The following is a 23,838-nucleotide window of genomic DNA, read 5'->3' on the forward strand; positions in this document are numbered from 1 at the left end:
TCACATAACGTCGCCACGGCAAATTAGCGGCCATTCTCAAAGAAATGCGACATCCAAGACGGGTTTTTATCGATCTTGACCCCAAGTCAGCCAAACCCGCGACCGATACGCGAAACACGCTTGCGAATTTGCCCCTCTCGCGCTAATGCGCCTGCATGAGTGACACATCCCACGCCCGCCTCCTGATCATCGACTTTGGCAGCCAGGTCACGCAGCTGATTGCGCGTCGCCTGCGCGAGCTCAATGTCTATTGCGAAATCCACCCTTACCAGTCCGTGACCATGGATATGGTCCGCGCCATGGCGCCCAAGGCAATCATCTTTTCAGGTGGTCCCGACAGCGTCACCCGCGACGGATCTCCGCGCGCTCCGCAAGAGATCTTTGACTATGGTGTGCCGATCCTTGGTATCTGCTATGGCCAGCAGGTCATGATGCAACAGCTCGGCGGCAAGGTTGAAAGTGGCCACGGCACAGCCGAATTTGGCCGCGCCTACGTGACCCCGAAAAACAATCTCGACATCCTCGATGGTTGGTTTTCGGATGGTGACGAGCAGGTCTGGATGTCCCACGGCGACCACGTCAGCGAAATCGCTCCGGGTTTCGAGGTTTACGGAACCTCGCCCAACGCGCCATATGCCATTACCGCAGACCCCTCGCGCCATTTCTACGCCGTGCAATTCCACCCCGAGGTGCACCACACCCCAAACGGCGCCAAGCTTTATGAGAATTTCGTCAAACTCGCCGGTTTTTCCGGCGACTGGACAATGGGCGCCTATCGCGATGAAATGATTGCGAAAATCCGCGAACAGGTTGGCGACAAACAGGTCATCTGCGGCCTCTCAGGTGGTGTCGACAGTTCAGTTGCAGCCATCCTCATTCACGAGGCCATTGGTGATCAGCTCACTTGCGTCTTTGTCGACCATGGTCTGCTGCGCAAGAACGAGGCCGACGAGGTCGTCGCCATGTTCCGCGACAATTACAATATCCGTTTGATCCACGCTGACGAATCCGAGCTGTTCCTTGGCGAACTCGACGGTCAATCTGACCCGGAAACCAAGCGCAAGATCATTGGCAAACTGTTCATAGACGTGTTCCAGAAACACGCCGACACCATCGACGGCGCCGAATTCCTTGCCCAAGGCACGCTTTATCCGGATGTGATTGAATCCGTCTCCTTCTCCGGCGGCCCTTCCGTGACCATCAAAAGCCACCACAACGTCGGCGGCCTGCCCGAAAAAATGGGCCTGAAGCTGGTCGAACCGCTGCGCGAACTCTTCAAGGATGAGGTCCGCGCTCTTGGTCGTGAACTCGGCCTTCCCCAGTCCTTCATCGGCCGCCACCCGTTCCCTGGCCCGGGCCTCGCGATCCGCTGCCCCGGCGAAATCACCACCGAAAAACTCGACATCCTGCGCGAAGCCGACGCGGTCTATATCGACCAGATCCGCAAACACGGGCTTTATGATGACATCTGGCAGGCCTTTGTGGCCATCCTGCCTGTGCGCACTGTCGGCGTTATGGGCGACAGTCGCACTTACGACTATGCCTGCGCCCTGCGCGCGGTCACATCCGTCGATGGCATGACAGCAGACTACTATCCCTTCAGCCACGAGTTTCTCGGCGAAACCGCCACCCGAATCATCAACGAGGTTAAGGGCATTAACCGCGTCACCTACGACATAACCTCAAAGCCTCCGGGCACGATCGAATGGGAATAATTGGACGTCAAACGCCGCTCCTATCGGGGCGGCGTTTTTATCTTTGAGACTAATTGCTTGCCCCGCAAAGTTGATCGCAACTCAACTTATGACAACTCAACTCAAAGTGTCATTCGAGACTACTTTTGCGACTTCAGGTAAAATGTGTTATGGTATTTGCATTTATTAAAGCTTGAGTATCATTATGACACCGATTTTTACCGCCCCATTTTGCGCCCTTATATTTGTTGTCTCAGTCGCCGGCACCCTACCGTCAGGCCCAGTCACCGAGCCACTTTTGAACGCGTGCAACCCAAACATCAGATATTGCGGCTGACACGACATGTCACACGCCGCAACAGTCGAGACGGCTGTTGCAACCGCTTCACTTTTTCAGGTGGATTGGGTTCTGGCATACCTGTTTGGTATGCTCCTGATCTCCCTGTTTGCAAAAGAGCGTTTGAACAGACCGATCCCCAATGACTCTTTCTTGAGCCGCCGCCAAAGGCTCGTGGCCATGCTGGTGCCTGCTCAACTCAGGCGAAGTCGGATCTTTTTCCGAGGAGTGGTGTTTTATGCCTTTTGCCTGATCATTGTATATTCATTCTTTTCGATCCTGGCAGAAGTGTCCGCGTCGGTTTTTGGTCTGATTGAACTGGTGAACAGGATTTCCGGTGGCGCGCCCGATACGCAGGCCAACACGGGAACAGAAACTGCGACGCCCAGTCCAGAGTCCAGCTCGGAATCGCTCTTTCATTCACCTGCGTGGCCCCTCGCCGTCGCAGCTGCGCTCATCGGCATCATTCCAAGCTCAAGTGTTTTTAACAAACTCGAAACAAAGTTCAGAGGCATGGCGCATTACATCGTCGGTGTCCCGCACACTCTCAACGACTTCGCCAATGAACTTGGCGCTGTAGAGATGAACCCAAACGATTTGCCCGGAACCTTGCTTGGACCAAACGAGGCCGCAAGAATGCGCTCCATTCTTGATGCCGCGCAATTGGTTTTTAATGGCGCAGCCCCTCCCCAAGGTGGACAAACCAGCTACTTTCCAAACTTTGAGCAGCACGTCATCAAACTATACTTTTATCACGCCTGGACGAGTGGAATTCACAGTTTTCCGTCTCAGCGCATACAGGATGAATTCCGCCAGGTTGAAAATGCGATCACGCCAACGACCAAAGCGATCTTGCAGGATTTGGAGTACTTGACCACGTTTGCAGACCGTCTTTTGCGAGACCAAAAAGAGATCACCGACGCACTTTCACAAACAACGCAATCCCCCGAGGCTCGCGCAGTGTTAGAAGCTAAAAAAACCGAACTCAGTCAGCAAGTTCAAATACAATATCAAAGGTGGCACGCCATCCGTCGGCGCGTCGCGGAAAGCGTCGATGACATCTGCGTTCTCTTTGCTTTATACGCAGAGTTTGCAGACAATCGTCCGGTACTGAACAATCCAATCTCAAACCTGCTGAAAAACCTCATCGACTCAGCAAACAGCCGCAAATCTTCGCCAAATGCGGTCGACGCTGCAATTCTTGCGATCCTCCTGTCCGCCGCATTCGCCTTTGCATTTGGCTTTTATGGCTCGGTAAAATCCTATTTCGCACCTTTTGCATACGAATTTGTGGATGGAGGAAGAGCAGACAGCATAAAGATATCCAACGCAATGCTGTCGGGAATGACATATACTTTTCAGTTGCTTGTGCTCTTCGTACCTGTTTCGTTGATTTCCCTCGCAAGACGTCAGAGCAAAGTAAACGAAGCCGGGGCCGCGTGGAAAAACGCGTTTACAACAAGCGGACTATTCCCAGCGACACAGTTCATCTGGTGTTTCGTTTTGTCCTGGTTCATTGCGGTTTTATTTCAGATGCTTCCGTTCTTTAGCGACCAAGCCATCAATCACCTGAATTCTTCCGGAACCACTGCGGGTGCCAGCTGTGCCATCATGCAGTATTTTGGCAGCAGCCTACTTTATTCCGAGGCCGAGTTTACCGCGTGTATCAACCATCTCGTCACATCTCAGGGGGATTTTCTTGACCAAGAGTCGCACCTTCTCAAGGGTGAACTTTATCCAGGAACCATCACGTATATCGCACTGCGCAGTTTAGTTGGCGCAACCTTGGCGCTTCTCGCCTGCCTTTGTGCAGATCTCATTGCGGCAGAAAAAGACAATGGTCTGCGACTTCTGCTTTTTGGCGTCGCCACACTTGCCATCATGGCGAGTGTTGTCTTTGTCGCTGAAATCACATGGGTTACGCTGAACGAAGAGCACACGCCTCCGCGCAACAAAGCCCTCAATAGGGAACTTGTCTATTACACGACACTTTCGACAACAGTTGTTGCCGGATGCGCTCTTATTGCTTCACGACATCTAATGCGCCAGATCAGATACCATCACAAACAGCGTTCGTAAGTCACCGCGATCACGGCTTGAATCCCATTGGTTGGTACCGGGCCGCGACGCCAGTTCACCCCTGTATTACACCACTCCCCAGGGCTGTGCTGCGTTTGGCCAAATTGTTCGGGTATCCTCAAAAACGACCCAATTTGACCGCAAATCTGCAAGGATTACGATATATCCGAACCATAAGCAGGCAAAAAGGGCACCGTGCAATGTCATCACTGACGGAAAAGTTCGCGCGACAGGCAGAATTCATTCACCACATCGGGTGGGCAAACTATCTGCGCTTTCGCCTGTCTCCCAAAGGATCACGGCACAGCTTTCGCGTCTGCGACACAGATGTGACCGTGCGCAAAGGAACACCCGACCTGACCGTTGCCATCACTTCATTGTCCGGCGAATTCACCGCCCTCGCGCACCTGTTCCCGTCAGATTACAAGGGCGTTATTATTGATGCGGGTGGCTATATCGGCACTGCGGCGATTGCCTTGTCACGGCTCTATCCACAGGCACAGGTTGTCACAATCGAACCTTCTGCCGAAAACGCCGAAATCCTATCGGCAAACATTGCAACCTTCCCAAATATCCGCCACGTGTCCGGAGCGCTTGTGCCGCAATCCTCCGGCACCATTTCCCTGCGCAATCGTGGCACCGGAACTTGGGGCTTTTCCGTCGTGGAAAATCCAGATGACTGTCCAGACGCTCAGGTCGTTTCCGAGGTTGATGCCGTTTCGCTCTCTACGCTTGGCGTGGACCTGTCGGATGTAGGCATCATGAAGCTAGACATAGAAGGCGGCGAACATGCGCTTTTTGCGCATGACGCTGACGCGCTCAACCAGATTGACGCGTTGATTGTCGAACTGCATGACCGCATCGTCCAAGGCTGTTCAGAGGCGTTTTTTGCCTTTTCCAAGGACCGTATCGTCATCAAAGACGCAGGCGAAAAATACCTGTCGGTCAAGCGTTAAGTTCTTTCCATTAAAAGAAAAACGGGCCACCCAACTTGGGCAGCCCCCAATCAACCACGCACCATTTTGCTTAATAAAGTTTGAGCTTTACCGTTCCAGCGGAATCATCGTCGCGCCGTTCGCGTCGCGGTGTTTATATTCCGTGTGACCGCGCACCTCGTCATGCAGGTCCGCAAGGGCGCGGTTGGTCCGTTGCGCCGTCAGCGGCTGATACGGACGCAACCCCGCGCCCAACCCGGACGTCTTGGTCCAGATCGCCAGACCGGTCGACCCCATCTTCATCTCCATGCGCAGACTGTCCAGATTGTCATAGAACAAATCGCTTACCAGTTGTCCCAAGGCCCGGTTGGTCATTTCCTTGCGCGCGCTGTCCTTGCGATGACCAAACATATACGGCACCGGATCCACATCATCGAACACGATCTGGCCACCCGGTTTCACATAAGGGAACCACGCATTTATCTCCGCATGAACCTGCGCAACCGTGTGCAACCCGTCGACGTAAACCAGATCAATCCCTTGGGCCAATACCGGTGCCTCTGCCACGATCGCGGTGGCATCTTTGCTGTCGCACTGCACAAACTGCCAGTTGGGCCCCTCACCCGCATGTCGGCAATCCTCAATGTCCACCGACACCAGCTTGCCCGGCGCTCCGCTCAGCGCATTAAGCATAACCTTGGTCGCTTGTCCGTGCCATGTGCCCAGTTCCAGAAATATCCCATTTGGTCGCGCCAGTGCCGCATCGCGCAGCATCAGCAACTGATCCGCCGCCGACGCCTCCTCACTCTGGCTCTCTCTCAGCGCCAAAAGGCGGCCCACGTAATCCCCATAAGGGGCCGCCTTCTCTCCCGCGCAAACCTGCTTCATTTCCATGCCTTTTCCCTTCACAAATCGCCGGCCTTATCCCCCGAATTTCGGGGTCGGACACCGCTTGCATCCGCGTCTCTGTCTTAAGAAAAGGGCCCGCGCACCCGACTGGCAACCAAGTGAAATGCATTCTCACACGAAGTTCACTAACCGCGAGCGGCCCCGGTAAACCACTCGTGATCAACGGAAATTTCATTTTCTGAAACATTCAAAAAAATCTCACCTCGCCAAGCAATTCGCCATCAGGTACTCACGTTGCCATCAGGCGCTCCAACCACAGGCAATCCAGATGAACGACACTCTTAAGGCCGCACTCTGGATGACCGGCGCTATTGTCTCGTTCACGTCCATGGCCGTGGCCGGGCGCGCGGTGTCCATTTCGCTCGATACGTTCGAGATCATGATGTACCGCTCGTTCGTTGGCATTGTCATCGTGGTCACAATTGCCGCGCTCTCAGGTACCTTGACCCAGGTCACACGTCGCGATCTGGGCACGCATCTGTTGCGCAACATTGCCCATTTCTCGGGCCAGAACCTTTGGTTCTATGCAATCACCGTGATTCCGCTGGCACAGGTCTTTGCCCTCGAATTCACTTCGCCACTCTGGGTGCTGGCCTTCTCACCGTTTCTTCTTGGGGAAAAACTGACGACCCCGCGTGTCCTCGCTGCGGTGATCGGCTTTATTGGCATCCTGTTTGTTGCCCGCCCCGGCGCGGTTCCGTTGAACGCTGGCCTGCTCGCAGCGGCGATATCCGCAATTGGTTTTGCACTCTCAATCACATTGACCAAGCGGCTCACGCGCACGGAAAGCATCACCTGTATCCTTTTTTACTTAACCGTAATGCAGGCAGCCTTTGGGGTGATCTGCGCCGGGTTCGACGGTGACATTGCGCTTCCTTCGGCCAGCACCGCACCCTGGTTGGTGCTGATCGGTTGCGCTGGCTTGTTGGCTCATTTCTGTTTGACAACTGCGCTACAGCTTGCACCCGCCACCATCGTTGTCCCGATGGATTTTGTGCGCCTGCCTCTCATCGCTCTTGTCGGAGCCTTGTTTTACAATGAAAGCATCGACATCTGGCTCGCCATTGGCGCGTCCCTGATTCTTGGAGGCAACTACCTAAACATTGTGTCCCAAAGCCAACACACGCCTATGTCAAAATGACGCAAGGTTACAAATTAGCTCACCTTGGGTTAACGTTGACGAAACGAATGGTGCGCGAAAATAAAGCAAAACAGCAATAAAAAACGGCACGAAACACCACTCACGAACCTACGGGACGGATAACATGAAAAAAATGCTTATGGGAGCCAGCGCCTTAGCGATGGTTGGAGGAGCATCCTACGCAGGCGGGCTTGATCGCTCAGGACAAGGTATCAACATCATTTTCGAAGAGGGCACGGTTGCCCAATTCGGCTATAGCTATGTTGACCCAAGCGTAACAGGCACTTTTGCAGGCACCAATTCCGGTGATGTTGGTGAAGCCTACGGATTGCCTCAGCTCAGCTTTAAGACAGCTTTCACTGAAACGCTCGATTTCGCCCTGATCTACGACCGCCCCTTTGGCGCGCATGTAAATTATGACAGCGGCTATCGTCTCAGCATTGATCCGGTAAACCCCGGTACTCCGAATAATCTCACTGCCGAAGCCGAGGCACAGGCGCTCACCGCGATCCTGCGGCAGAAGCTGAACAACGGGTTCAGCGTCTACGGTGGTCTGCGCATTCAGAATGTTGACACCTCCGTAAATGTGCCCGCCGTGGCTGGCTACAACGTGCAGTCTGACAGCCCGACAGATTTTGGCTACCTGCTTGGTGCCTCATGGGAAAAACCTGAAATTGCCGCGCGCGTCTCGCTGACTTACAACTCAAAGATCAAGCATTCCCTGCAGGCGACCGAAACCAACTCGCTGGGCACAAACGTAACAAGCCCGGTTGGGATTGCCACACCACAATCCGTGAACCTTGATTTCCAAACAGGCGTTGCGCCGAACACATTAGTCTTTGGTACAGTGCGCTGGGTGAACTGGTCAGATTTTGACTACACTCCACCAGTATACCTTGGTGCAACCGGCGGATCTCTGGTCAGCTATGATGACGATGTCATCACCTACACGCTTGGTGTCGGCCACCGCTTTAATGAGTCGTTCTCGGGCGCTATCCAACTAGGGTATGAACAATCCGAAGGTAACCTCGTTTCAAACCTTGGTCCCACTGACGGTTTCTGGAGCCTTGGCGTTGGCGGAACCTACACGAACAAAAACGTGCAATACTCCGCCGGTGTGCGTTACATCGACATTGGCGATGCGGTCACAAATGTCGGCGGCAATCCGGGTGGAACGTTCAACGGCAACTCCGGTTGGGCGGCCGGTTTCCAGATCACCTATCATTTCGACAAAAACCCGGCCTAATAGCCTCATTCAGTCCACGCAAAACCCCGTCCATTTGGGCGGGGTTTTTCTTTGCGCAAGAAACGGAGTGCTCGCACGCTCCCAAGCGCGCTAAACCGGCCCCATGGCACCTGCACAAAAAACCATATCCCCCCGATCATGGGCAGAACTCTCGCTTCTTGCCCTGATTTGGGGCGGCATCTTTCTGGCCAGTCGCTTGGCGCTGAACGAAATTGGCGTCTTGACGCTGGTCGCCCATCGTACCGGTTGGGCGGCACTTGCGCTTTGGATCCTTGTTCTTGCACTGCGCTTGAACGTACCGCGCGACCCGCGCATCTGGGGGGCGCTTTTGGTTATGGGGCTGCTCAACAACGTCCTGCCCTTTGCGTTGTTAAACTGGGCTCAATTGTATATCCAAAGCGGCCTCACCTCGATTTTCAACGCGGCGACCGCCATTTTTGGTGTGCTTTTTGCAGGTTTGTTTTTTGCGGATGAACAGCTCAGCGCGCGAAAACTGATCGGGGTATTGTTTGGTTTTCTTGGTGTCTCTACGGCTATTGGATGGGGTGCGCTGACGTCGTTTGATCTACGCTCCATCGCCCAACTCGCCGCAATCATCGCCACAATCAGCTATGCGCTTGCAAGTGTTTGGGCGCGCAAGACCATGCAGGGGCTCTCGCCAATAATGTCAGCCGCCGGAATGTTGACAGCGTCCACTTTAGTAACCCTGCCCCTGGCATGGATCCTCGAGGGGCCGCTCACCTTGTCCCTTGCCCCTGTCACTTGGGGTGCCATCGGGTTCGCATCTCTTGTCGCAACAGCCGGAGCTTACCTGCTCTATTACCGCCTGCTCGCCAGCGCTGGCAGCGGCAACCTGATGTTGGTGACGTTGCTGATCCCACCGGTGGCCATCCTCTTGGGCGCATTGGTGCTGGGCGAAACGCTGCGCCCATCCGCTTTGGCCGGGTTCGCACTGCTCGGGGTTGGCTTGCTTATTATCGACGGGCGCCTGTTTCGTGCCCGCTAAGCACTTCGATCCGCACCGACGGGATACAGACGCAATACCGACGTAATACCGACGTTGCATTACGCCACCAATCAGGCGCGCCACCCCCACACCTTCGCAAACAGTTTGACCGCCTGCGCCCCGCCCGCTACCACGTCTGAACAATCGAAAGGAACGGGCAAGATGATCTATGCATCCGCGCAGGCCTGGCGCGACGCACCGCAAAAGAAAGTGCTGCTGTTCGGCATGTCCGGGCTGGGAAAAACGCATGTTGCCAATATGTTGCGCGACAGTGGTGATTGGTTTCACTACTCGGTCGACTACCGCATTGGTACCCGTTACATGGGCGAACATATCGCCGATAATGCCAAACGCGAGGCGATGAAAGTCCCCTTCTTGCGCGAGCTATTGTTGACGGATTCGATCTATATCGGCTCCAACATCACCTTCAACAATCTCGCCCCCCTCTCAACCTACCTCGGCAAACCCGGCAACCCCGATCTCGGCGGTTTGGGCTTCTCCGAATACCTGCGCCGACAAGACCAGCACCACAGCGCCGAAACCGCCGCCCTGCTGGACACGCCACAATTCATAGACCGAGCAAATGCGCTTTATGGCTATGACAATTTCGTGTGCGACACCGGCGGATCAATTTGCGAAGTGGTCGATCCAACCGACCCCAACGATCCTGTACTTTGCGCGCTTTCCCAAAGCACGTTGATGGTCTGGATTGAGGGCTCCGACGAGCACACAGACGAACTTGTTCGTCGTTTTGATCGCGCGCCTAAGCCTATGTATTACATGCCAGAATTTCTGACGGACCGGTGGGAAACATACCTGTCAGAGAACAATCTGTCCGAGGGAGACGTCAACCCGGATGCCTTTGTGCGCTGGACCTATTCTCAGGCTCTGGCCCATCGCCAACCCCGCTATCGTGCCATGTCAAACTGGGGCGTCACCGTGTCCGCCCAGGACGTCGCACAGCTCAAATCAACCGATGATTTCAATTGCTTGATCGCCGATGCCCTTGAGGCCCGCGCCACAAGCGCATAACTATCGCTCCTACTGAAAAAAACACCAATCGAAAGACCCTGTCATGCCTATCAAACTGCCATCTGACCTGCCTGCCTTTGACGTGCTCTCGCGCGAAGGCGTCATGGTCATGGCCGATGATCAGGCCGCCCGTCAGGACATTCGCCCGCTGCGCATTGGGCTCCTGAACCTGATGCCCAAAAAGATCCAGACCGAGAATCAGTTCGCCCGCCTGATTGGCGCGACCGCGATCCAGATCGAGCTCTCGCTGATCCGCATGAGTGAGCACAAAACGCGCAACACCGCCGCCGAACATATGGCCGAGTTTTATCGCCCATTCTCAGATGTAAAAGCATCAGGTGAAAAGTTTGACGGCCTGATCATCACCGGCGCCCCGATCGAACATATGCCGTTTGAAGACGTCACTTATTGGGACGAGCTGATCGAAGTTATGGATTGGACTCAGACACATGTACACTCCACCTTTGGCGTGTGCTGGGGTGGCATGGCAATGATCAACTACTTCCATGGTGTCAAAAAACACATTCTGGATCACAAGGCGTTTGGCTGTTATCGCCAACGTAACATGGATCCAGCCAGCCACTACCTACGCGGATTCTCAGATGATCTGCTGATCCCTGTCAGTCGCTGGACAGAAATGCGTCAGAATGAAATTGATGCCGTTCCGGCGCTTAAGACTTTGATCGCCAGCGATGAGGTTGGCCCTTGCTTGATCGAAGATCCCGAGCACCGGGCGCTCTATATCTTCAATCACTTCGAGTATGACAGCGACACGCTCAAACAGGAATACGACCGCGACGTTGCCAGCGGAACGCCGATCAACGTACCGTCGCATTACTACCCGAACGATGACCCCAGCCAACCGCCGCAAAATCGTTGGCGCAGCCATGCGCACCTACTCTATGGCAACTGGATTACCGAGGTTTACGAAACCACGCCGTATGACATGACGCAAATCGGAACCTGAGTGCGCTCGGCGCAATCTGGCTCCAAGCTTGGATTGCACTCGCGCCCCGGCCCGTCCATAGTGTCAAAAAACGGAGAGGTTTCATGGAGTTGCCTTTTGACGGCGCCATAAGCGCCTATGCCCAGAACGAGGCGCCCGCAGATATCCGCAATGCGATAACGCGGGCGGACAAGAAAGATATTCTCGACCCGTCCTTTCCCCATTCCGAGCGTTTAAATCGTAAGGCATACGAGGCTGAACTGCGCGCCATTCAGATCGAACTGGTCAAGGCACAATATTGGGTCAAGGCGACAAACGCGCGTGTCGCAATTGTCTTTGAAGGTCGTGACGCCGCCGGAAAAGGCGGTACTATCAAACGTTTCCGCGAAAACCTTAATCCTCGTGGAGCTCGGGTCGTTGCGCTTTCAAAACCCACTGAGGCGGAGCAGACACAATGGTATTTCCAGCGCTACGTTGATCACTTGCCATCAGGTGGCGAGATGGTCTTCTATGACCGCTCGTGGTATAATCGTGGCGTTGTCGAAAAAGTTTTTGGCTTTTGCGATGATGATCAGCGGGCGCGCTTTTTCCATCAGGTCTCCCCGTTTGAGGAGACTCTGGTCAATGACGGCATTTACCTCTTCAAATTCTGGATGAACGTTGGCCGCGCCGAACAATTGCGCCGCTTTCTCAGCCGTGAGCGAGATCCACTCAAGCAATGGAAACTCAGCTGGATTGACGTTGAAGGATTGAAACGTTGGGGGCCGTACACCTACGCAATTCGGGAAACCCTTTCCCGCAGTCACACCCCCGCTGCCCCTTGGACAATTGTGCGCTCCGATGACAAACGCCGCGCCCGCCTCAACGCGATGCGTACTGTGCTGCACGGGCTGGAGTACGACGGCAAGGACGAAAAGGCGATTGGTCAGATTGACCCCTCAGTCTGCGGAGGCCCCGAAATCTGGAATGCCTAAACGCGGCTATCATCACGGCAACCTGCGCCAAGCCTTGGTCGAGGCGGCGCTGAAGCTGATCGAGGCCAAAGGCCCGACTGGCTTTACCTTGTCTGAGGCTGCAAAACAGGCCGGCGTCACCCCGGCCGCTGTCTATCGTCACTTTGAGGGTCGCGAAGACCTCATCGCCGAGGCCGCGCGACAGGGCTATGACATTTTTGCTGACCTGATGCAATTTGCCTATGACAAGGGCCAGCCCTCTGCCTTGGCCTCCTTTGAGGCAACGGGACGCGCCTATCTCGCCTTTGCCCGCCGGTATCCGGGCCATTACATCGCCATGTTCGAAAGCGGCATTTCCGTCAACCGCACACCAGAGCTGGCCGACGTCGCAGCGCGTGCGCGCGGTGTGATGGAACGCGCCGCCGCCGAACTCAGCCAACATATTCCACCCGAAAAACGCCCTCCGGCCAGCATGTTCTCCGCCCATATCTGGGCGATGAGCCATGGCGTCGTTGAACTTTTTGCCAGAAACTCCCCCGGCACCCAATCCCCCTTTCCTCCAGAAGACCTCTTGGAAAGCGGTATTGGCGTCTACCTTCGCGGGCTGGGGCTTATCTCACCGGATTCATGATAAAACCTGTTTTCCTCACCGCCATTACGTTGCTCACGCTCTCGGCCTGCGGCGAAAAGCAGTATAATGAAATTGATCTGATGCCATCCCCGCTGGCCTATACCAACGGCACGCTCGACCCGTTCAAAGACCGCTCCGGGCGCGAGCTCGAGACCCAAAGCAACCTCTTTTACGCCACCGATCGCGCGCCATCCGGGCCCGAGGACAAGGCGGAGTTCTACGCCAACCGCCGCGGTGTCACATTGCGCGTTGGCACTGCCAAAGTTGCCATGGACCCACCAATCGACAGCTGGCAAGAGCTGCGCGACATTACAACGGCATCCAAACGCGATCAGAAACGCACCCTTACCGTGTCTGAAGTGACCGAAATTGGTCCCATTGACGTTGCCACCCCCAACCCGCTTGTCGAGCAGCCTGATCAACAGACGTTCGACACTGCCAGCGCCGCGTTCCGCACCCAGATCAATCAGCAACTCGCCCGCTCAAACAGCCGTGATGCCTATATCTATATTCACGGCTACAACGTCGATTTCGCATACCCCACTCTCGCCGCCAAAGAACTCCAGCATTACCTCGGCTATCAGGGCGCCTTTGTGAGCTATAACTGGCCTGCCACGCCAAACCGATTTGCCTATCTGCGCGACCTCGAGACTGCTGACGCCACTCGCCGCAATCTGCGCGGGTTGATCGAGTTTCTCTCGACCCAGACCAACGTGTCGCGTGTGCATCTGATTGGCTACAGCGCCGGGTCCCGCCTGACGTTTGAGGCCGCTTACCAGATTGCTTTGCTGTCTAAATCCGGCCAGAGCCGAGCCAAGCTTGGCCAAGTGATCCTGATCGGCAGTGATCTGGATCGCCACTATTTCACCGAAGCCATTGCCGATGGGCTGCTGGACAGCCTTGACCAACTGTCAATCTACATGTCCGCCAGCGACAGCGCGCTGGCCATTTCCCGCATCGTGTTTGGCGAAAACCGTCTTGGTCAGTTTTCAGAATTGACAGAAGACACCCGCCCCTTTGCCGAACGGCTGGCCGCCATCGATAAACTGGCCCTGATCGACGTTACAGAAGCTGAAGGTGCGTCATTGGGCAACGGTCACTGGTACTTCCGTTCGTCCCCTTGGGCCAGCAGCGACATTTTCCTGACCCTGTTAACCGGAGAAATGCCTCAAGAGCGTGGTCTGGTGCGTCTAGCGGGCGAAGCGGCGTGGCATTTTCCAGAGGATTACCCGCAACGACTTCAGGCCAGGTAACGCATCAGAACCGCGTTGTCGGGCTGGATGTTGGCATGTGACCGGATACTGAAATCAACGGCATTTCGCCCAAGCCCTTGATGTCATGTGCACCCAGATCGCTAATCTGAAACGCATCGATCAGATCGAATTTCATCGATTCCGGCGCGACAATTTGCATTGGCTTGGCCGCCACCTGCAACCGCGCGGCCATATTCACGGCTGGGCCAAATACGTCATAGACGTATTTCTGAATACCCACGACCGAACCAACAACCGCACCAGTGCCCAACCCTATGCGTGCTTCCCACTTGTATTGATGGCTTTGATTGCGGCGTTCCAGATAGCGCAAAAAGCGGATCGCGCAATTGGCAACCACGGTTGCATGGTCCGGCGCAGCCTCTGGCATGCCTGACACGCCAAGATATGCATCACCTATCGTCTTGATCCGCTCACATCCAAATTGCTCTGTGATACGGTCGAACGCGGTAAAAATGTCATTCAACTCTGACAATGTGACCGTTGGATCGGTCTTTTCGGCAAAAGCTGTGAAGCCGACAAAATCAAGCATCACCACCGAAACGTTTTTGTAAAGCTGGGGTGTCACCACCCCAAACGTCTTGAATTCTTCGTAAACCGAGCGGGGCATCAGGTTCAGCAATAGCTTTTCGACCCGCTCCTTCTCGCGCTCTAACTCTCGCGTGTTGCGTTCAACCATTGTCGAATACGTGTCGATCATCTGCTCCAGTTCACGCATCCGGGTAATGTTCTGACATTCCGCAACAATCATTTCTTCGCCGTCGACTTCTGTCAGTGTCAAAGACAGCGCAATCACAAGGGTGCGTCGCTTAGGCTTGATGCGAACTTCCCCCGCAAAGGATCCATTTTCGCGCAATGCGCTCCGGGCTTCATCGCGAATGTCTTCGATAATGCCTGTTATGACTTCGCTTGTAACGGGGTCGCCAAACCAGTCCTCGAATGCCGGGTTCACATAATAGAACTTCAGATCCGAGAACCGCAGGATCGCCACACCCACGCCAATTGAGCGCAAAAGGCGTTCATTTATCGCCGCAATGCTCATGCGGCGTCTCTGGCCACGACAAGTGTTCTTTTGGTTTCAACGGTTTGCGCCACTGCGCGAATGTCAGCAGGTTCCATTCCATGCTCCGCCAATGCGTCTCCCAGCAATCCAGCGACAATGTCGAAATCGGAATGCGAAATGCCCAGATGCGCGTGGACCTGCTCTAACCTTTCATCACTGAATGACGCAGGCCCCCCAAGAAGCGACGCAACAAACTTGGTCTGATGATCGACCAGTTTGGCCATATCTGTATTTTCAAAGACGTGCCCAACAGCATCATCATCCAGCACCATGTCATAGAATGTCATGACAATGCGGCTGACGGTTTTAAAACCGCCGTATTTCTCAAAAAGTGTCCCACTCATTGTCGGACCTCATAAAATGACTGGTCCAACCGTACGCCGGAACCGCGACGCAAATCAAGAAACTCAAAAAAATGGATCTAAAACAAAAAACCCCGCCACCGAAAGGAGGCGAGGTTTGAAACATATTCCGCGGCGATTAACGCTTCGAGAACTGGAACGAACGACGCGCTTTGCGCTTACCGTATTTCTTACGTTCCACAACGCGGCTGTCGCGGGTCAGGAAGCCAGCGGCCTTCAGAGCGCCACGCAAGGAGGGCTCATAAAGCTGCAATGCTTTAGAGATACCGTGTTTGACCGCGCCGGCCTGACCGGTGAGACCACCGCCCTTGACCGTGGCAACCACGTCGAATTCTCCTTCGACACCGGCAACCTGCATAGGCTGGCGCAAGATCAGCTGAAGCACGGGACGTGCAAAATACTTGTCCTGGTCTTTACCATTCACGGTGACCTTACCCGAACCGGGTTTGATCCAGACACGGGCAACAGCGTCTTTACGCTTGCCTGTGGCGTAAGAACGGCCAAATTCGTCACGAACTGGCTCACGCGGGGCGGCCACTTCGACTACAGCTTCTTCACCGGCAACGGCGTTCAGCTCTTCAAGCGAGTTGATTTGATCAGCCATTGATTAGCTCCGGGTGTTCTTTTTGTTCATGGATTTAACATCCAGCACTTCTGGCGCTTGCGCCTCGTGCGGATGCTCGGCTCCGGCGTAAACGCGCAGATTGGTCATCTGCTTGCGCGACAGACGGTTGCCGGGCAGCATACGCTGAACAGCTTTGGTCACAACACGCTCAGGGTGCGCGCCGTCCAGGATCTGTTGCTTGGTGCGCGACTTGATCCCGCCAGGGTGGCCAGTGTGCCAGTAGAAGTTTTCTTCGCGCTTCTTGCCGGTCAGCTGGATTTTGTCCGCGTTGATCACGATGACATTGTCACCAGTGTCCATGTGCGGGGTAAAGGTTGCCTTGTGCTTGCCGCGCAGGCGCATGGCGACGATCGATGCCAAACGGCCCAGCACCACGCCTTCGGCGTCGATGATGATCCACTTTTTCTCGATGTCTGCCGGAGTAGCAGAAAAGGTTTTCATAGTAGGTCTTCCAGATTGGTTGACAGGTTTGCCGAAATTTCCGGCTCACCAGAATTCGATGGGCGGGTTATAAAGCAGGTGCATGTCACGTCAAGCGCACAATTCCCATATTAAATATACAAAATCAATGACTTATAATTTAGGTATTAAAATACCCCACAAAAATCATCCCTCAGGAACACAAATTTCGCCCCGCACCAGCGCAATCACTGTCCGAATGGTTAGCCCAACCATGATCATACTCAGCACACCCAGCAATCCAATGGCGACCCAAAGGTGCCCGACCGACCCAACCGTCGCCGCAAATTGAAAGGACGCCACGGTTAGCGCAGCGACTGGAAAACTCAGCGCCCACCATGGCAACGCAAATGGAAGCCGTCGAAATTTGGGTACCTGCACAACAACCAACGCGGCAAAGCCATATCCAACATTGATCAGAAACCGTGCAAACCCATCAACGTGCCCGGTCAGCGACAAATAGGCGATGAACCCCAACGCCGGGGGTGCCACAAGTATCACCAACGTCGGCAACAGCTTGCCCGGAATCGGATCGTGAAAAATCAGCCGGTTGAACACCAGCGCCAACAGAATCATCCAAAACACCAGCCCGACCGAAAAGAACAACCAGGACAGCTCAAAATACCCCAACTGCGCCCCCGCGATCGTGGCAATCACATTTCCCACAGGTGGAATAAACCACGCTGGGGTCAGTTGCCCCACTTCAAAGCTACGATGGCTGATCCATGCCGATACCACGCTCAGCGTCAAGACAACCTGCAACCCGGCTGCCCCCCACCAGATCAGCCGTGCCAATCCCGGCGCAATGGGCAACAGCCCGGTCGAAATCAACAGCATTGATATCGAAATCGCCGGAAAGAACGCCTGCTTAGCCGGTGTCTGCCACTCCGCCATCACAGCCTCTGCATGGCGCAGGCATTTTATCAGATAGATCAACGCCAAAACCATGAACATCACAACACCCAGAGTTAAGACACCCCAAGATGCGCCTTTGAAGGCCGGAAAAACATCTGCCGTATTTTGAAGCGCTAATGCAAATCCCATCACGCCCATCACCGTGGCGAACATTGGCACGGGAAAATGGGCCAGCCAGCCCGTTGTATGGTCCTCGGTTGCGGCCTTCTGCACGGGGTTCGTCCTCGCTCACATTTCAGGCAACGTCACCCACAACGCTACTTTAGGGGGCCCGCCATCACCTTTTAGGCGGGATAGAATAGGTCATATTGGCACGCGCCACCGGCGCCTCATCGCCCTCGGAATAGATCAAAATATCTGTCACCGACATTGTCCGGCCCAATTTGAGCATTCGCGCGCGTGCAATCAAATCACGATCTGCTGAGGGCTTGCGCATAAAATCCATCGAACAGTTTGTAGTCACGGTTAGTGCCTCGCGGCCGATACATGCCATTGTCGCCACATAGGCCGTCACATCGGCAAGCCCAAACATCGTAGGTCCGGACACCGTGCCACCCGGCCGCAGATCACTCTCTTTGACCCTGCGCCGCATGACGGTCTCGTAGCCGTCCATGTGTTCCACTTCGAACTCGCCGCTGACCTGCGGAAAAACCTCGTCCATAAAGGCGTTCATCTCGGCGACACTCATCACTGCCTGCATACTTTCCCTCCCGACTGGTCCTCGTTAAGCTCCCCTCAAAGCCAATGGAGAGCAAGATGGAATTGTTGGAACGTCGCGACACAAATGCCGTCGCTCACCTGAAAATGAACGCCCCTGCCCGGCTGAATGCCTTGTCCGATGAAATGCTTGCGGAACTTCAGTCGCAATTTGACGCATTGGCGGGCGATACATCTATCCGGGCGATTATCCTTTCAGGAGAAGGCAAAGCATTTTGCGCCGGCCATGACCTCAAACAAATGACCTCAGGACGGCAAGCGCCCGATGGCGGCAAGACGTATTTCAAAGACCTATTTGATCGTTGCGCCACCATGATGCAGACCATCCAGAAACTGCCCCAGCCTGTCATCGCACAGGTCCATGGCATCGCCACCGCCGCCGGGTGTCAACTGGTCGCGACCTGCGACATGGCTGTGGCCGCCCAGAGCACCCGTTTTGGCGTAAACGGCGTCAATATCGGCCTATTCTGCTCCACCCCCATGGTGGCCCTGTCGCGAAATATCCCACGCAAACAAGCGTTTGAAATGCTGACGACCGGGCAATTCATTGATACCGACCGCGCTCTGTCGCTCGGCCTGATCAACCGCGCCGTGCCCGAGGCGGAACTAGCCTCCGCCACCACCGAGTTGGCGCAAACCGTTGCGTCCAAACTCGGTGCTGCGGTCAAAATTGGCAAACAGGCATTTTATGAACAGCTGCAAATGCCGCTCGATCAAGCCTATGCCTTTACGGGCGACGTAATGGTTCAAAACATGCTGCATCGCGACACAGAAGAGGGCATCAGCGCCTTTCTGGAAAAACGCGATCCGGACTGGTCACAATAACCCTCATGGATCGCAGCCCGCCGTTTCCTCAACTGCAACGGTGTTTTTCCCAACTGCCGGTTTTTCGAAACGCAAAACGCGGGCATGATGGATTTACTTGGCCGCGCATCCCACAGCTGCGGTCGAAACTTTCGCGGCGTGCACCCACAAGATGGCACGCTGCACCTAATCGCTCAGCGTTGGGCATTGCCCAGTCGCGGGTTGCGCGCGCTTTTGGCGGGTCAGTTCATACTTACCTCGACCGGCCGAAAGCCGCGCCACTTCGCGTGCGCTCTTTTTTCCCAACCTCCACAATTTTTGCGTAATTTCACTCGAATTGTTTCCATTTTGGGACACCTGTTTTTCCTCATTACCCCTATGCGAAATCCTGACGCCATGCGATAACAAGGTCAGAGCGACTGCGACATTCTCGCATTCAACGGGTCGCTGCTGGCAAAGGTCCCTCCTGGGTCACCTCTCTCTGGCCACGCCAATGACCGCAGCGACCCGTTTACGCGTTCCCTCTTTCAAAATCATCCGCCCTGTCCTATGTCGCCTCTCATGACACAGGAATTGCATATTATTGGCGGCGGTATGGCCGGATCCGAGGCCGCATGGCAGGCCGCGAACATGGGCGTGAACGTGGTAATCCACGAAATGCGGCCCCAGGTTGAAACCTTTGCGCATCGCACCGGCCATCTGGCCGAAATGGTGTGCTCCAATTCCTTTCGCTCGGACGACGATGAGCAAAACGCCGTCGGCCTGTTGCACTGGGAAATGCGCGCAGCCAATGGGCTGATCATGGCCACCGCAGACAAACACCGCCTGCCTGCTGGCGGCGCGCTGGCCGTTGATCGCGATCCCTTTGCCCAAAGCGTCACCGAAACCCTGCTCGCGTTGCCCAGCGTCCGCGTCGAATACGGTGAAATCACCGAGTTGCCCACCGATGGTCATTGGATCATTGCCACCGGCCCGCTCACCTCTGCCGGCCTTGGCGCCGCCATTCAGGCTGAGACCGGTGCCGAACGGCTCGCTTTTTTTGATGCGATCGCCCCAATCGTTTACGCCGACAGCATCGACATGGACATTGCATGGATGCAGTCGCGCTATGATAAGGGCGAAACCGAGGAAGAGCAAAAAGCCTACCTCAACTGCCCCATGACCAAAGACCAGCACGAGGCGTTTATAGACGCACTTTTGGCGGCGGACAAAACCGAATTCCACGAAGGCGAAACCGCCGGATATTTTGATGGCTGCCTACCAATCGAGGTTATGGCCGAACGTGGCCGCGAAACTTTGCGCCATGGCCCTATGAAACCTGTCGGCCTGACCAATGCCCACAAACCTGACGAAAAGGCCTATGCCGTTGTGCAATTGCGCCGCGATAACGCCTTGGGGACGCTGTATAATATCGTTGGCTTCCAGACCAAGATGAAATACGGCGCGCAGAACGAAGTGTTCCGTATGATCCCCGGTTTGGAGAATGCATCCTTTGCCCGCCTTGGCGGTATTCACCGCAACACCTTCATCAACTCGCCCACCCTGCTGGACAACCAGATGCGCCTGAAATCACGCCCCAACATCCGTTTTGCCGGACAGGTCACCGGCGTCGAGGGGTATGTTGAAAGTGCCGCCATGGGCCTCTTGGCAGGTCGCCTTGCTGCCGCCGAGATACTGGGGAAATCAATGGAAACTGCCCCGCTCAACACAGCCATGGGTGCTTTGGTTCACCACATAACCGGCGGTGCAGAGGCCAAAACCTTCCAACCGATGAACGTGAACTTTGGCCTGTTTCAGCCGGTCGACGGTCTCAAAGGTGGGCGGCGCGGGCGCAAAGATCGTTACAAGGCCTACACAGACCGTGCCAAGGGAGAATGGCAATCCTGGCTTGAAACCTACAGCTAACTGGACGCCCCGGCGCATCTGCGCGTAACATATACGCATGACACGCAAATTTCTCGACAACGTTTACGACAAAACCGGCGCAACCGTGGGTGACCTCTACGACGATTGGGCCGCAACTTACGAGGCTGAAGTGGCCGAAAACGGGTACGTCACGCCGGGCCGTTGCGCCAAGGCGCTAGCAACCTACGCCAAGGACAAGACCGCCCCTATTCTCGATTTCGGTTGCGGCACCGGGCTTTCGGGCCTCGCGCTGCGCGCCGAAGGGTTCTTAACGTTAGATGGCCTCGACCTGTCGGCCGAAATGCTTGAACAGGCCCGCAATAAGAACATCTACCGCAACCTCGCCCAAGTTGATGCCACATCGCCGCTGCCGGTCAAACCCGGAGAATACGCCGCGATCGCCGCTATAGGCGTGATTGGACCAGGAGCTGCGCCGCTGGATTTATTCGACACACTTGCAAAGCTCCTCTCCGGCGGGGCCTTAATGGTGTTTTCTTTCAACGATCACGCGCTGGAAGACCCGGCATATGAGGCACGCCTAAATGAGTATCTCGATATGGGCGCGCTGCGTCTGTTGTTTCGCGAGCACGGGGCCCACCTGCCACAACGCGACATTAAGTCCAACGTGTATGTAATTGAGAAACCTTGAATTTCACAACAAGATTTGCCCCATCGCCAACCGGCCCGCTTCACCTTGGTCATGCCTATTCCGCACTACTGGCGCATGATCGCGCCCGCGCTGCAGGCGGGCGTTTTCTGCTGCGGATTGACGATCTCGATCAATCCCGCGCCCGCGACCAGTGGGAACGCCAAATCTATGATGATCTGGCTTGGCTCGGTATTGAATGGGACGGTCCAGTGCGCCGCCAGTCGGATCATTTCGGCGCCTATACAGACACACTCGATCAACTCCGTCGGCGCGGCCTAACATTTGAATGTCAATGCACCCGCCGCGATATCGAAAATGCCGCCAACGCCCCCCAAGAAGGTGTGCCCGAGTTTGGCCCGGATGGCCGTATCTACCCCGGAACCTGTCGCGCTTTGTCGCTTTCTCCTGATGCGGCAACCTGCACACGGTTGAACATGTCCCGCGCCAGCGCCTCTGCCCTGCCCGCCAAGTTCACCGAAACGGGCCCGCTCAATTCCGGCACGCACAACCTGGCCCAAGACGATCTGCTCTCATCGATCGGTGACGTGGTTCTGTCGCGCCGTAACATGGCCGCATCGTACCATCTGTCGGTGGTGCTGGATGATGCTGCCACGGGTGTGACACATGTGATCCGCGGCACAGACCTTTTTGAGTCGACCCGTATCCACGTACTATTGCAGCACATTTTCGGCCTGCCTACGCCCGTATATTACCACCACGATCTGATCCGGGACGATGCGGGCAAACGCCTTGCCAAACGCGACGACGCCCGCGCCATCGCCAAATTCCGTGATGAAGGCGCCACACCAAAAGACATCAGGCGCATGGTTGGCCTTTGACGTAGTTTACGCCATTGGTGCCATCAGCTCGACTTCCTCGCCTTTCCGCACAGCCGTATAAAAGCAACTGCGCCGATTGGTGTGACAGGCCGGGCCAATCTGCTTCACCGTCACCAACAGGCAATCCTGATCGCAATCCACCCGGAAATCGACCAGCTCTTGTGTGTGCCCCGAACTTTCGCCCTTGATCCAAAACGATTGGCGCGAACGGCTCCAATAGGTCACGCGCCCGCTCTCCAGCGTGCGCTTCACCGCTTCGGCGTTCATCCACGCCATCATCAGAACCTCACCGGTCTCGGCGTCCTGTGCAATCGCCGGGACCAGACCAGCCTCATTATACGTCAGAGAATTTGCATCAAAACCCATACCATTGCCCCCTTTGCATCCTGCTTTTCACTCTCTATCTAGGAAGAGACGAACAAAGGAAACCGACAATGTCCGGCGAAAACGACCTGATCAAGCTTTACTCGGGCCAGATCCTGCAACTGGCTGCCGCGATCCCGCATACCGACAGGTTGCAAGACCCGGACGCCACGGTCAAGAAACGCTCGCCGCTGTGCGGCTCGACCGTCACGGTCGACGTTAAGGTTGAAAACGGTCGGATCACTGCCTTTGGCCAGGACGTCAAAGCCTGCGCCCTTGGTCAGGCTGCGGCCTCGGTTGTTGGCACTGGCGCAATTGGGCGCACACGCGCTGAGATTGAGACCGCCCGCGACGCGCTTAAAGCCATGCTCAAACAAGACGGGCCAACCCCACCGGCCCCTTTTGACGGTCTCGAAGTATTGCGCCCTGCGCGCGACTACAAAAACCGCCACGCCTCCATCCTGCTCGCCTTTGACGCCACCGCCGAGGCACTGGAACAGGCCGAACAGGCCAACTGCGCCTGACATCTCTGGCACGCGAGCAAAAAAAACCGCCGCACTTCCAAATGGAAGGCGGCGGAAGTTTTGTGCGTCTTTACGTGGGACCTGAACCATCAGATCGGTGCGAGGCGTCACACCGTCAAACGACTTGAGACAGGCAGTGTCAGTCAGGCCGCATCAAATTGGGGACAGGATGCGGAGGTATGGTTCAGCGTAAAGGCCGCAGGCAAAATCTCAAACAAAACCGGGCACGTGCAGCACCACGATCATCAAAGCAACAAGAGCAACGCCGCCCAACGCATCCTGAACCAAGGTCGCGCGTGAATTGCGGATCACGGATTTAACTTGATGCATCATCGGGTAACTCCTGCTCTTGATTGTTTTGTTGCCTATTTGTTCTCATATCCTTAACGCGCTGTAAAGAACTTTCTGAGAACATTTGAGAACATTTAGGGGG

Annotated in this window: 25 protein-coding genes; 16 read left to right on the forward strand and 9 right to left on the reverse strand. The window is 55.4% G+C overall.

Annotated elements, in window-relative coordinates; genetic code table 11:
• Positions 1-155: 155 nt before the first annotated feature.
• From guaA to CLV88_RS19495, 3 genes are all read left to right on the forward strand, one after another.
• On the forward strand, positions 156-1,715 hold the full coding sequence (gene guaA, locus CLV88_RS19485; protein WP_106610079.1) for a glutamine-hydrolyzing GMP synthase: 1,560 nt from the start codon (positions 156-158) through the stop codon (positions 1,713-1,715).
• A 322-nt stretch (positions 1,716-2,037) separates the two neighbouring features.
• Positions 2,038-4,110: a hypothetical protein gene (locus CLV88_RS19490; RefSeq protein WP_106610080.1), complete on the forward strand. Its 2,073-nt coding sequence runs from the start codon at positions 2,038-2,040 to the stop codon at positions 4,108-4,110.
• Between the two features lie 200 nt (positions 4,111-4,310).
• Entirely contained in the window at positions 4,311-5,066 is a 756-nt protein-coding gene (locus CLV88_RS19495; protein WP_165798948.1) for an FkbM family methyltransferase, read from the forward strand.
• Between the two features lie 87 nt (positions 5,067-5,153).
• On the opposite strand, the gene CLV88_RS19500 is transcribed toward CLV88_RS19495, so the two are convergent.
• Entirely contained in the window at positions 5,154-5,939 is a 786-nt protein-coding gene (locus tag CLV88_RS19500; protein WP_106610082.1) for a class I SAM-dependent methyltransferase, read from the reverse strand.
• Positions 5,940-6,222: 283 nt separating this feature from the next.
• Here CLV88_RS19500 and CLV88_RS19505 point away from each other — a divergent pair, with 283 nt between their 5' ends.
• From CLV88_RS19505 to CLV88_RS19540, 8 genes are all read left to right on the forward strand, one after another.
• Complete coding sequence (locus tag CLV88_RS19505) at positions 6,223-7,095, forward strand: DMT family transporter (RefSeq protein WP_106610083.1); 873 nt, start codon at positions 6,223-6,225, stop codon at positions 7,093-7,095.
• 124 nt (positions 7,096-7,219) lie between these two features.
• Positions 7,220-8,341 carry an OmpP1/FadL family transporter gene (locus CLV88_RS19510; protein ID WP_106610084.1) on the forward strand — a complete coding sequence of 374 codons (1,122 nt, stop codon included), beginning with the start codon at positions 7,220-7,222 and terminating at the stop codon, positions 8,339-8,341.
• A gap of 103 nt (positions 8,342-8,444) precedes the next feature.
• Positions 8,445-9,347 carry a DMT family transporter gene (locus tag CLV88_RS19515; protein ID WP_106610085.1) on the forward strand — a complete coding sequence of 301 codons (903 nt, stop codon included), beginning with the start codon at positions 8,445-8,447 and terminating at the stop codon, positions 9,345-9,347.
• Positions 9,348-9,509: 162 nt separating this feature from the next.
• Positions 9,510-10,379 carry an ATPase gene (locus CLV88_RS19520; protein ID WP_106610086.1) on the forward strand — a complete coding sequence of 290 codons (870 nt, stop codon included), beginning with the start codon at positions 9,510-9,512 and terminating at the stop codon, positions 10,377-10,379.
• 43 nt (positions 10,380-10,422) lie between these two features.
• The gene (gene metA, locus CLV88_RS19525) at positions 10,423-11,346 is read left to right on the forward strand and encodes a homoserine O-acetyltransferase MetA (protein ID WP_106610087.1); all 924 of its coding nucleotides are present in this window, start codon (positions 10,423-10,425) and stop codon (positions 11,344-11,346) included.
• 83 nt (positions 11,347-11,429) lie between these two features.
• Positions 11,430-12,299 carry a polyphosphate kinase 2 gene (gene ppk2, locus CLV88_RS19530; protein ID WP_106610088.1) on the forward strand — a complete coding sequence of 290 codons (870 nt, stop codon included), beginning with the start codon at positions 11,430-11,432 and terminating at the stop codon, positions 12,297-12,299.
• Positions 12,292-12,909, forward strand: a complete 618-nt coding sequence (locus CLV88_RS19535; RefSeq protein ID WP_106610089.1) for a TetR/AcrR family transcriptional regulator — start codon at positions 12,292-12,294, stop codon at positions 12,907-12,909. Before ppk2 ends, CLV88_RS19535 begins: the two co-directional genes overlap by 8 nt.
• Positions 12,906-14,162 (forward strand): alpha/beta hydrolase, encoded by a 1,257-nt coding sequence (locus CLV88_RS19540; protein ID WP_106610090.1) that lies wholly within the window; start codon positions 12,906-12,908, stop codon positions 14,160-14,162. Before CLV88_RS19535 ends, CLV88_RS19540 begins: the two co-directional genes overlap by 4 nt.
• Positions 14,163-14,166: 4 nt before the next feature.
• Here the strand turns inward: CLV88_RS19540 and CLV88_RS19545 are convergent, their stop codons facing one another.
• From CLV88_RS19545 to CLV88_RS19570, 6 genes are all read right to left on the reverse strand, one after another.
• On the reverse strand, positions 14,167-15,222 hold the full coding sequence (locus CLV88_RS19545) for an adenylate/guanylate cyclase domain-containing protein (RefSeq protein ID WP_106610091.1): 1,056 nt from the start codon (positions 15,220-15,222) through the stop codon (positions 14,167-14,169).
• The gene (locus tag CLV88_RS19550; protein WP_106610092.1) at positions 15,219-15,587 is read right to left on the reverse strand and encodes a group I truncated hemoglobin; all 369 of its coding nucleotides are present in this window, start codon (positions 15,585-15,587) and stop codon (positions 15,219-15,221) included. The genes CLV88_RS19545 and CLV88_RS19550 overlap by 4 nt, the downstream gene beginning before the upstream one ends.
• Before the next feature lie 136 nt (positions 15,588-15,723).
• On the reverse strand, positions 15,724-16,209 hold the full coding sequence (gene rpsI / locus CLV88_RS19555; protein ID WP_106610093.1) for a 30S ribosomal protein S9: 486 nt from the start codon (positions 16,207-16,209) through the stop codon (positions 15,724-15,726).
• Between the two features lie 3 nt (positions 16,210-16,212).
• The gene (gene rplM, locus CLV88_RS19560) at positions 16,213-16,671 is read right to left on the reverse strand and encodes a 50S ribosomal protein L13 (protein WP_106610094.1); all 459 of its coding nucleotides are present in this window, start codon (positions 16,669-16,671) and stop codon (positions 16,213-16,215) included.
• A gap of 165 nt (positions 16,672-16,836) precedes the next feature.
• Positions 16,837-17,817, reverse strand: a complete 981-nt coding sequence (locus tag CLV88_RS19565) for an SLAC1 anion channel family protein (protein WP_243403737.1) — start codon at positions 17,815-17,817, stop codon at positions 16,837-16,839.
• A 64-nt stretch (positions 17,818-17,881) separates the two neighbouring features.
• Positions 17,882-18,304, reverse strand: a complete 423-nt coding sequence (locus CLV88_RS19570) for a PaaI family thioesterase (protein WP_106610095.1) — start codon at positions 18,302-18,304, stop codon at positions 17,882-17,884.
• A 56-nt stretch (positions 18,305-18,360) separates the two neighbouring features.
• Between CLV88_RS19570 and CLV88_RS19575 the strand changes: the two genes are divergently transcribed.
• The 4 genes from CLV88_RS19575 to gluQRS all read left to right on the forward strand — a co-directional run bounded on the left by CLV88_RS19575 (position 18,361) and on the right by gluQRS (position 22,518).
• On the forward strand, positions 18,361-19,146 hold the full coding sequence (locus CLV88_RS19575) for an enoyl-CoA hydratase (RefSeq protein ID WP_106610096.1): 786 nt from the start codon (positions 18,361-18,363) through the stop codon (positions 19,144-19,146).
• A gap of 540 nt (positions 19,147-19,686) precedes the next feature.
• Complete coding sequence (trmFO, locus tag CLV88_RS19585; protein ID WP_106610098.1) at positions 19,687-21,030, forward strand: methylenetetrahydrofolate--tRNA-(uracil(54)-C(5))-methyltransferase (FADH(2)-oxidizing) TrmFO; 1,344 nt, start codon at positions 19,687-19,689, stop codon at positions 21,028-21,030.
• 37 nt (positions 21,031-21,067) lie between these two features.
• Entirely contained in the window at positions 21,068-21,679 is a 612-nt protein-coding gene (locus CLV88_RS19590) for a class I SAM-dependent DNA methyltransferase (protein WP_106610099.1), read from the forward strand.
• Positions 21,676-22,518 carry a tRNA glutamyl-Q(34) synthetase GluQRS gene (gene gluQRS, locus CLV88_RS19595; RefSeq protein ID WP_106610100.1) on the forward strand — a complete coding sequence of 281 codons (843 nt, stop codon included), beginning with the start codon at positions 21,676-21,678 and terminating at the stop codon, positions 22,516-22,518. Before CLV88_RS19590 ends, gluQRS begins: the two co-directional genes overlap by 4 nt.
• Positions 22,519-22,524: 6 nt before the next feature.
• Here gluQRS and hisI read toward each other — a convergent pair whose 3' ends face one another.
• On the reverse strand, positions 22,525-22,884 hold the full coding sequence (gene hisI / locus CLV88_RS19600) for a phosphoribosyl-AMP cyclohydrolase (RefSeq protein ID WP_106610101.1): 360 nt from the start codon (positions 22,882-22,884) through the stop codon (positions 22,525-22,527).
• Between the two features lie 68 nt (positions 22,885-22,952).
• Here hisI and CLV88_RS19605 point away from each other — a divergent pair, with 68 nt between their 5' ends.
• Positions 22,953-23,405: an iron-sulfur cluster assembly scaffold protein gene (locus tag CLV88_RS19605; RefSeq protein ID WP_106610102.1), complete on the forward strand. Its 453-nt coding sequence runs from the start codon at positions 22,953-22,955 to the stop codon at positions 23,403-23,405.
• 210 nt (positions 23,406-23,615) lie between these two features.
• On the opposite strand, the gene CLV88_RS23630 is transcribed toward CLV88_RS19605, so the two are convergent.
• Complete coding sequence (locus tag CLV88_RS23630; protein ID WP_279338366.1) at positions 23,616-23,738, reverse strand: hypothetical protein; 123 nt, start codon at positions 23,736-23,738, stop codon at positions 23,616-23,618.
• Between the last annotated feature and the right edge of the window lie 100 nt (positions 23,739-23,838).

Origin of the sequence: Shimia abyssi, assembly GCF_003014475.1 — a bacterium.
Classification (GTDB): domain Bacteria; phylum Pseudomonadota; class Alphaproteobacteria; order Rhodobacterales; family Rhodobacteraceae; genus Shimia; species Shimia abyssi.

Excerpts from the sequence above, each read along its gene's own strand:
- CLV88_RS19510 (WP_106610084.1), top strand. The coding sequence starts at position 7,220 with ATGAAAAAAATGCTTATGGGAGCCAGCGCCTTAGCGATGGTTGGAGGA.
- trmFO (WP_106610098.1), top strand. The coding sequence starts at position 19,687 with ATGACACAGGAATTGCATATTATTGGCGGCGGTATGGCCGGATCCGAG.
- CLV88_RS19505 (WP_106610083.1), top strand. The coding sequence starts at position 6,223 with ATGAACGACACTCTTAAGGCCGCACTCTGGATGACCGGCGCTATTGTC.
- CLV88_RS19540 (WP_106610090.1), top strand. The coding sequence starts at position 12,906 with ATGATAAAACCTGTTTTCCTCACCGCCATTACGTTGCTCACGCTCTCG.
- CLV88_RS23630 (WP_279338366.1), bottom strand. The coding sequence starts at position 23,738 with ATGATGCATCAAGTTAAATCCGTGATCCGCAATTCACGCGCGACCTTG.
- CLV88_RS19500 (WP_106610082.1), bottom strand. The coding sequence starts at position 5,939 with ATGGAAATGAAGCAGGTTTGCGCGGGAGAGAAGGCGGCCCCTTATGGG.
- hisI (WP_106610101.1), bottom strand. The coding sequence starts at position 22,884 with ATGGGTTTTGATGCAAATTCTCTGACGTATAATGAGGCTGGTCTGGTC.
- CLV88_RS19570 (WP_106610095.1), bottom strand. The coding sequence starts at position 18,304 with ATGCAGGCAGTGATGAGTGTCGCCGAGATGAACGCCTTTATGGACGAG.
- CLV88_RS19535 (WP_106610089.1), top strand. The coding sequence starts at position 12,292 with ATGCCTAAACGCGGCTATCATCACGGCAACCTGCGCCAAGCCTTGGTC.
- CLV88_RS19495 (WP_165798948.1), top strand. The coding sequence starts at position 4,311 with ATGTCATCACTGACGGAAAAGTTCGCGCGACAGGCAGAATTCATTCAC.
- rplM (WP_106610094.1), bottom strand. The coding sequence starts at position 16,671 with ATGAAAACCTTTTCTGCTACTCCGGCAGACATCGAGAAAAAGTGGATC.
- rpsI (WP_106610093.1), bottom strand. The coding sequence starts at position 16,209 with ATGGCTGATCAAATCAACTCGCTTGAAGAGCTGAACGCCGTTGCCGGT.
- CLV88_RS19520 (WP_106610086.1), top strand. The coding sequence starts at position 9,510 with ATGATCTATGCATCCGCGCAGGCCTGGCGCGACGCACCGCAAAAGAAA.
- CLV88_RS19515 (WP_106610085.1), top strand. The coding sequence starts at position 8,445 with ATGGCACCTGCACAAAAAACCATATCCCCCCGATCATGGGCAGAACTC.
- guaA (WP_106610079.1), top strand. The coding sequence starts at position 156 with ATGAGTGACACATCCCACGCCCGCCTCCTGATCATCGACTTTGGCAGC.
- CLV88_RS19490 (WP_106610080.1), top strand. The coding sequence starts at position 2,038 with ATGTCACACGCCGCAACAGTCGAGACGGCTGTTGCAACCGCTTCACTT.
- CLV88_RS19575 (WP_106610096.1), top strand. The coding sequence starts at position 18,361 with ATGGAATTGTTGGAACGTCGCGACACAAATGCCGTCGCTCACCTGAAA.
- CLV88_RS19550 (WP_106610092.1), bottom strand. The coding sequence starts at position 15,587 with ATGAGTGGGACACTTTTTGAGAAATACGGCGGTTTTAAAACCGTCAGC.
- CLV88_RS19545 (WP_106610091.1), bottom strand. The coding sequence starts at position 15,222 with ATGAGCATTGCGGCGATAAATGAACGCCTTTTGCGCTCAATTGGCGTG.
- CLV88_RS19605 (WP_106610102.1), top strand. The coding sequence starts at position 22,953 with ATGTCCGGCGAAAACGACCTGATCAAGCTTTACTCGGGCCAGATCCTG.
- metA (WP_106610087.1), top strand. The coding sequence starts at position 10,423 with ATGCCTATCAAACTGCCATCTGACCTGCCTGCCTTTGACGTGCTCTCG.
- CLV88_RS19590 (WP_106610099.1), top strand. The coding sequence starts at position 21,068 with ATGACACGCAAATTTCTCGACAACGTTTACGACAAAACCGGCGCAACC.
- ppk2 (WP_106610088.1), top strand. The coding sequence starts at position 11,430 with ATGGAGTTGCCTTTTGACGGCGCCATAAGCGCCTATGCCCAGAACGAG.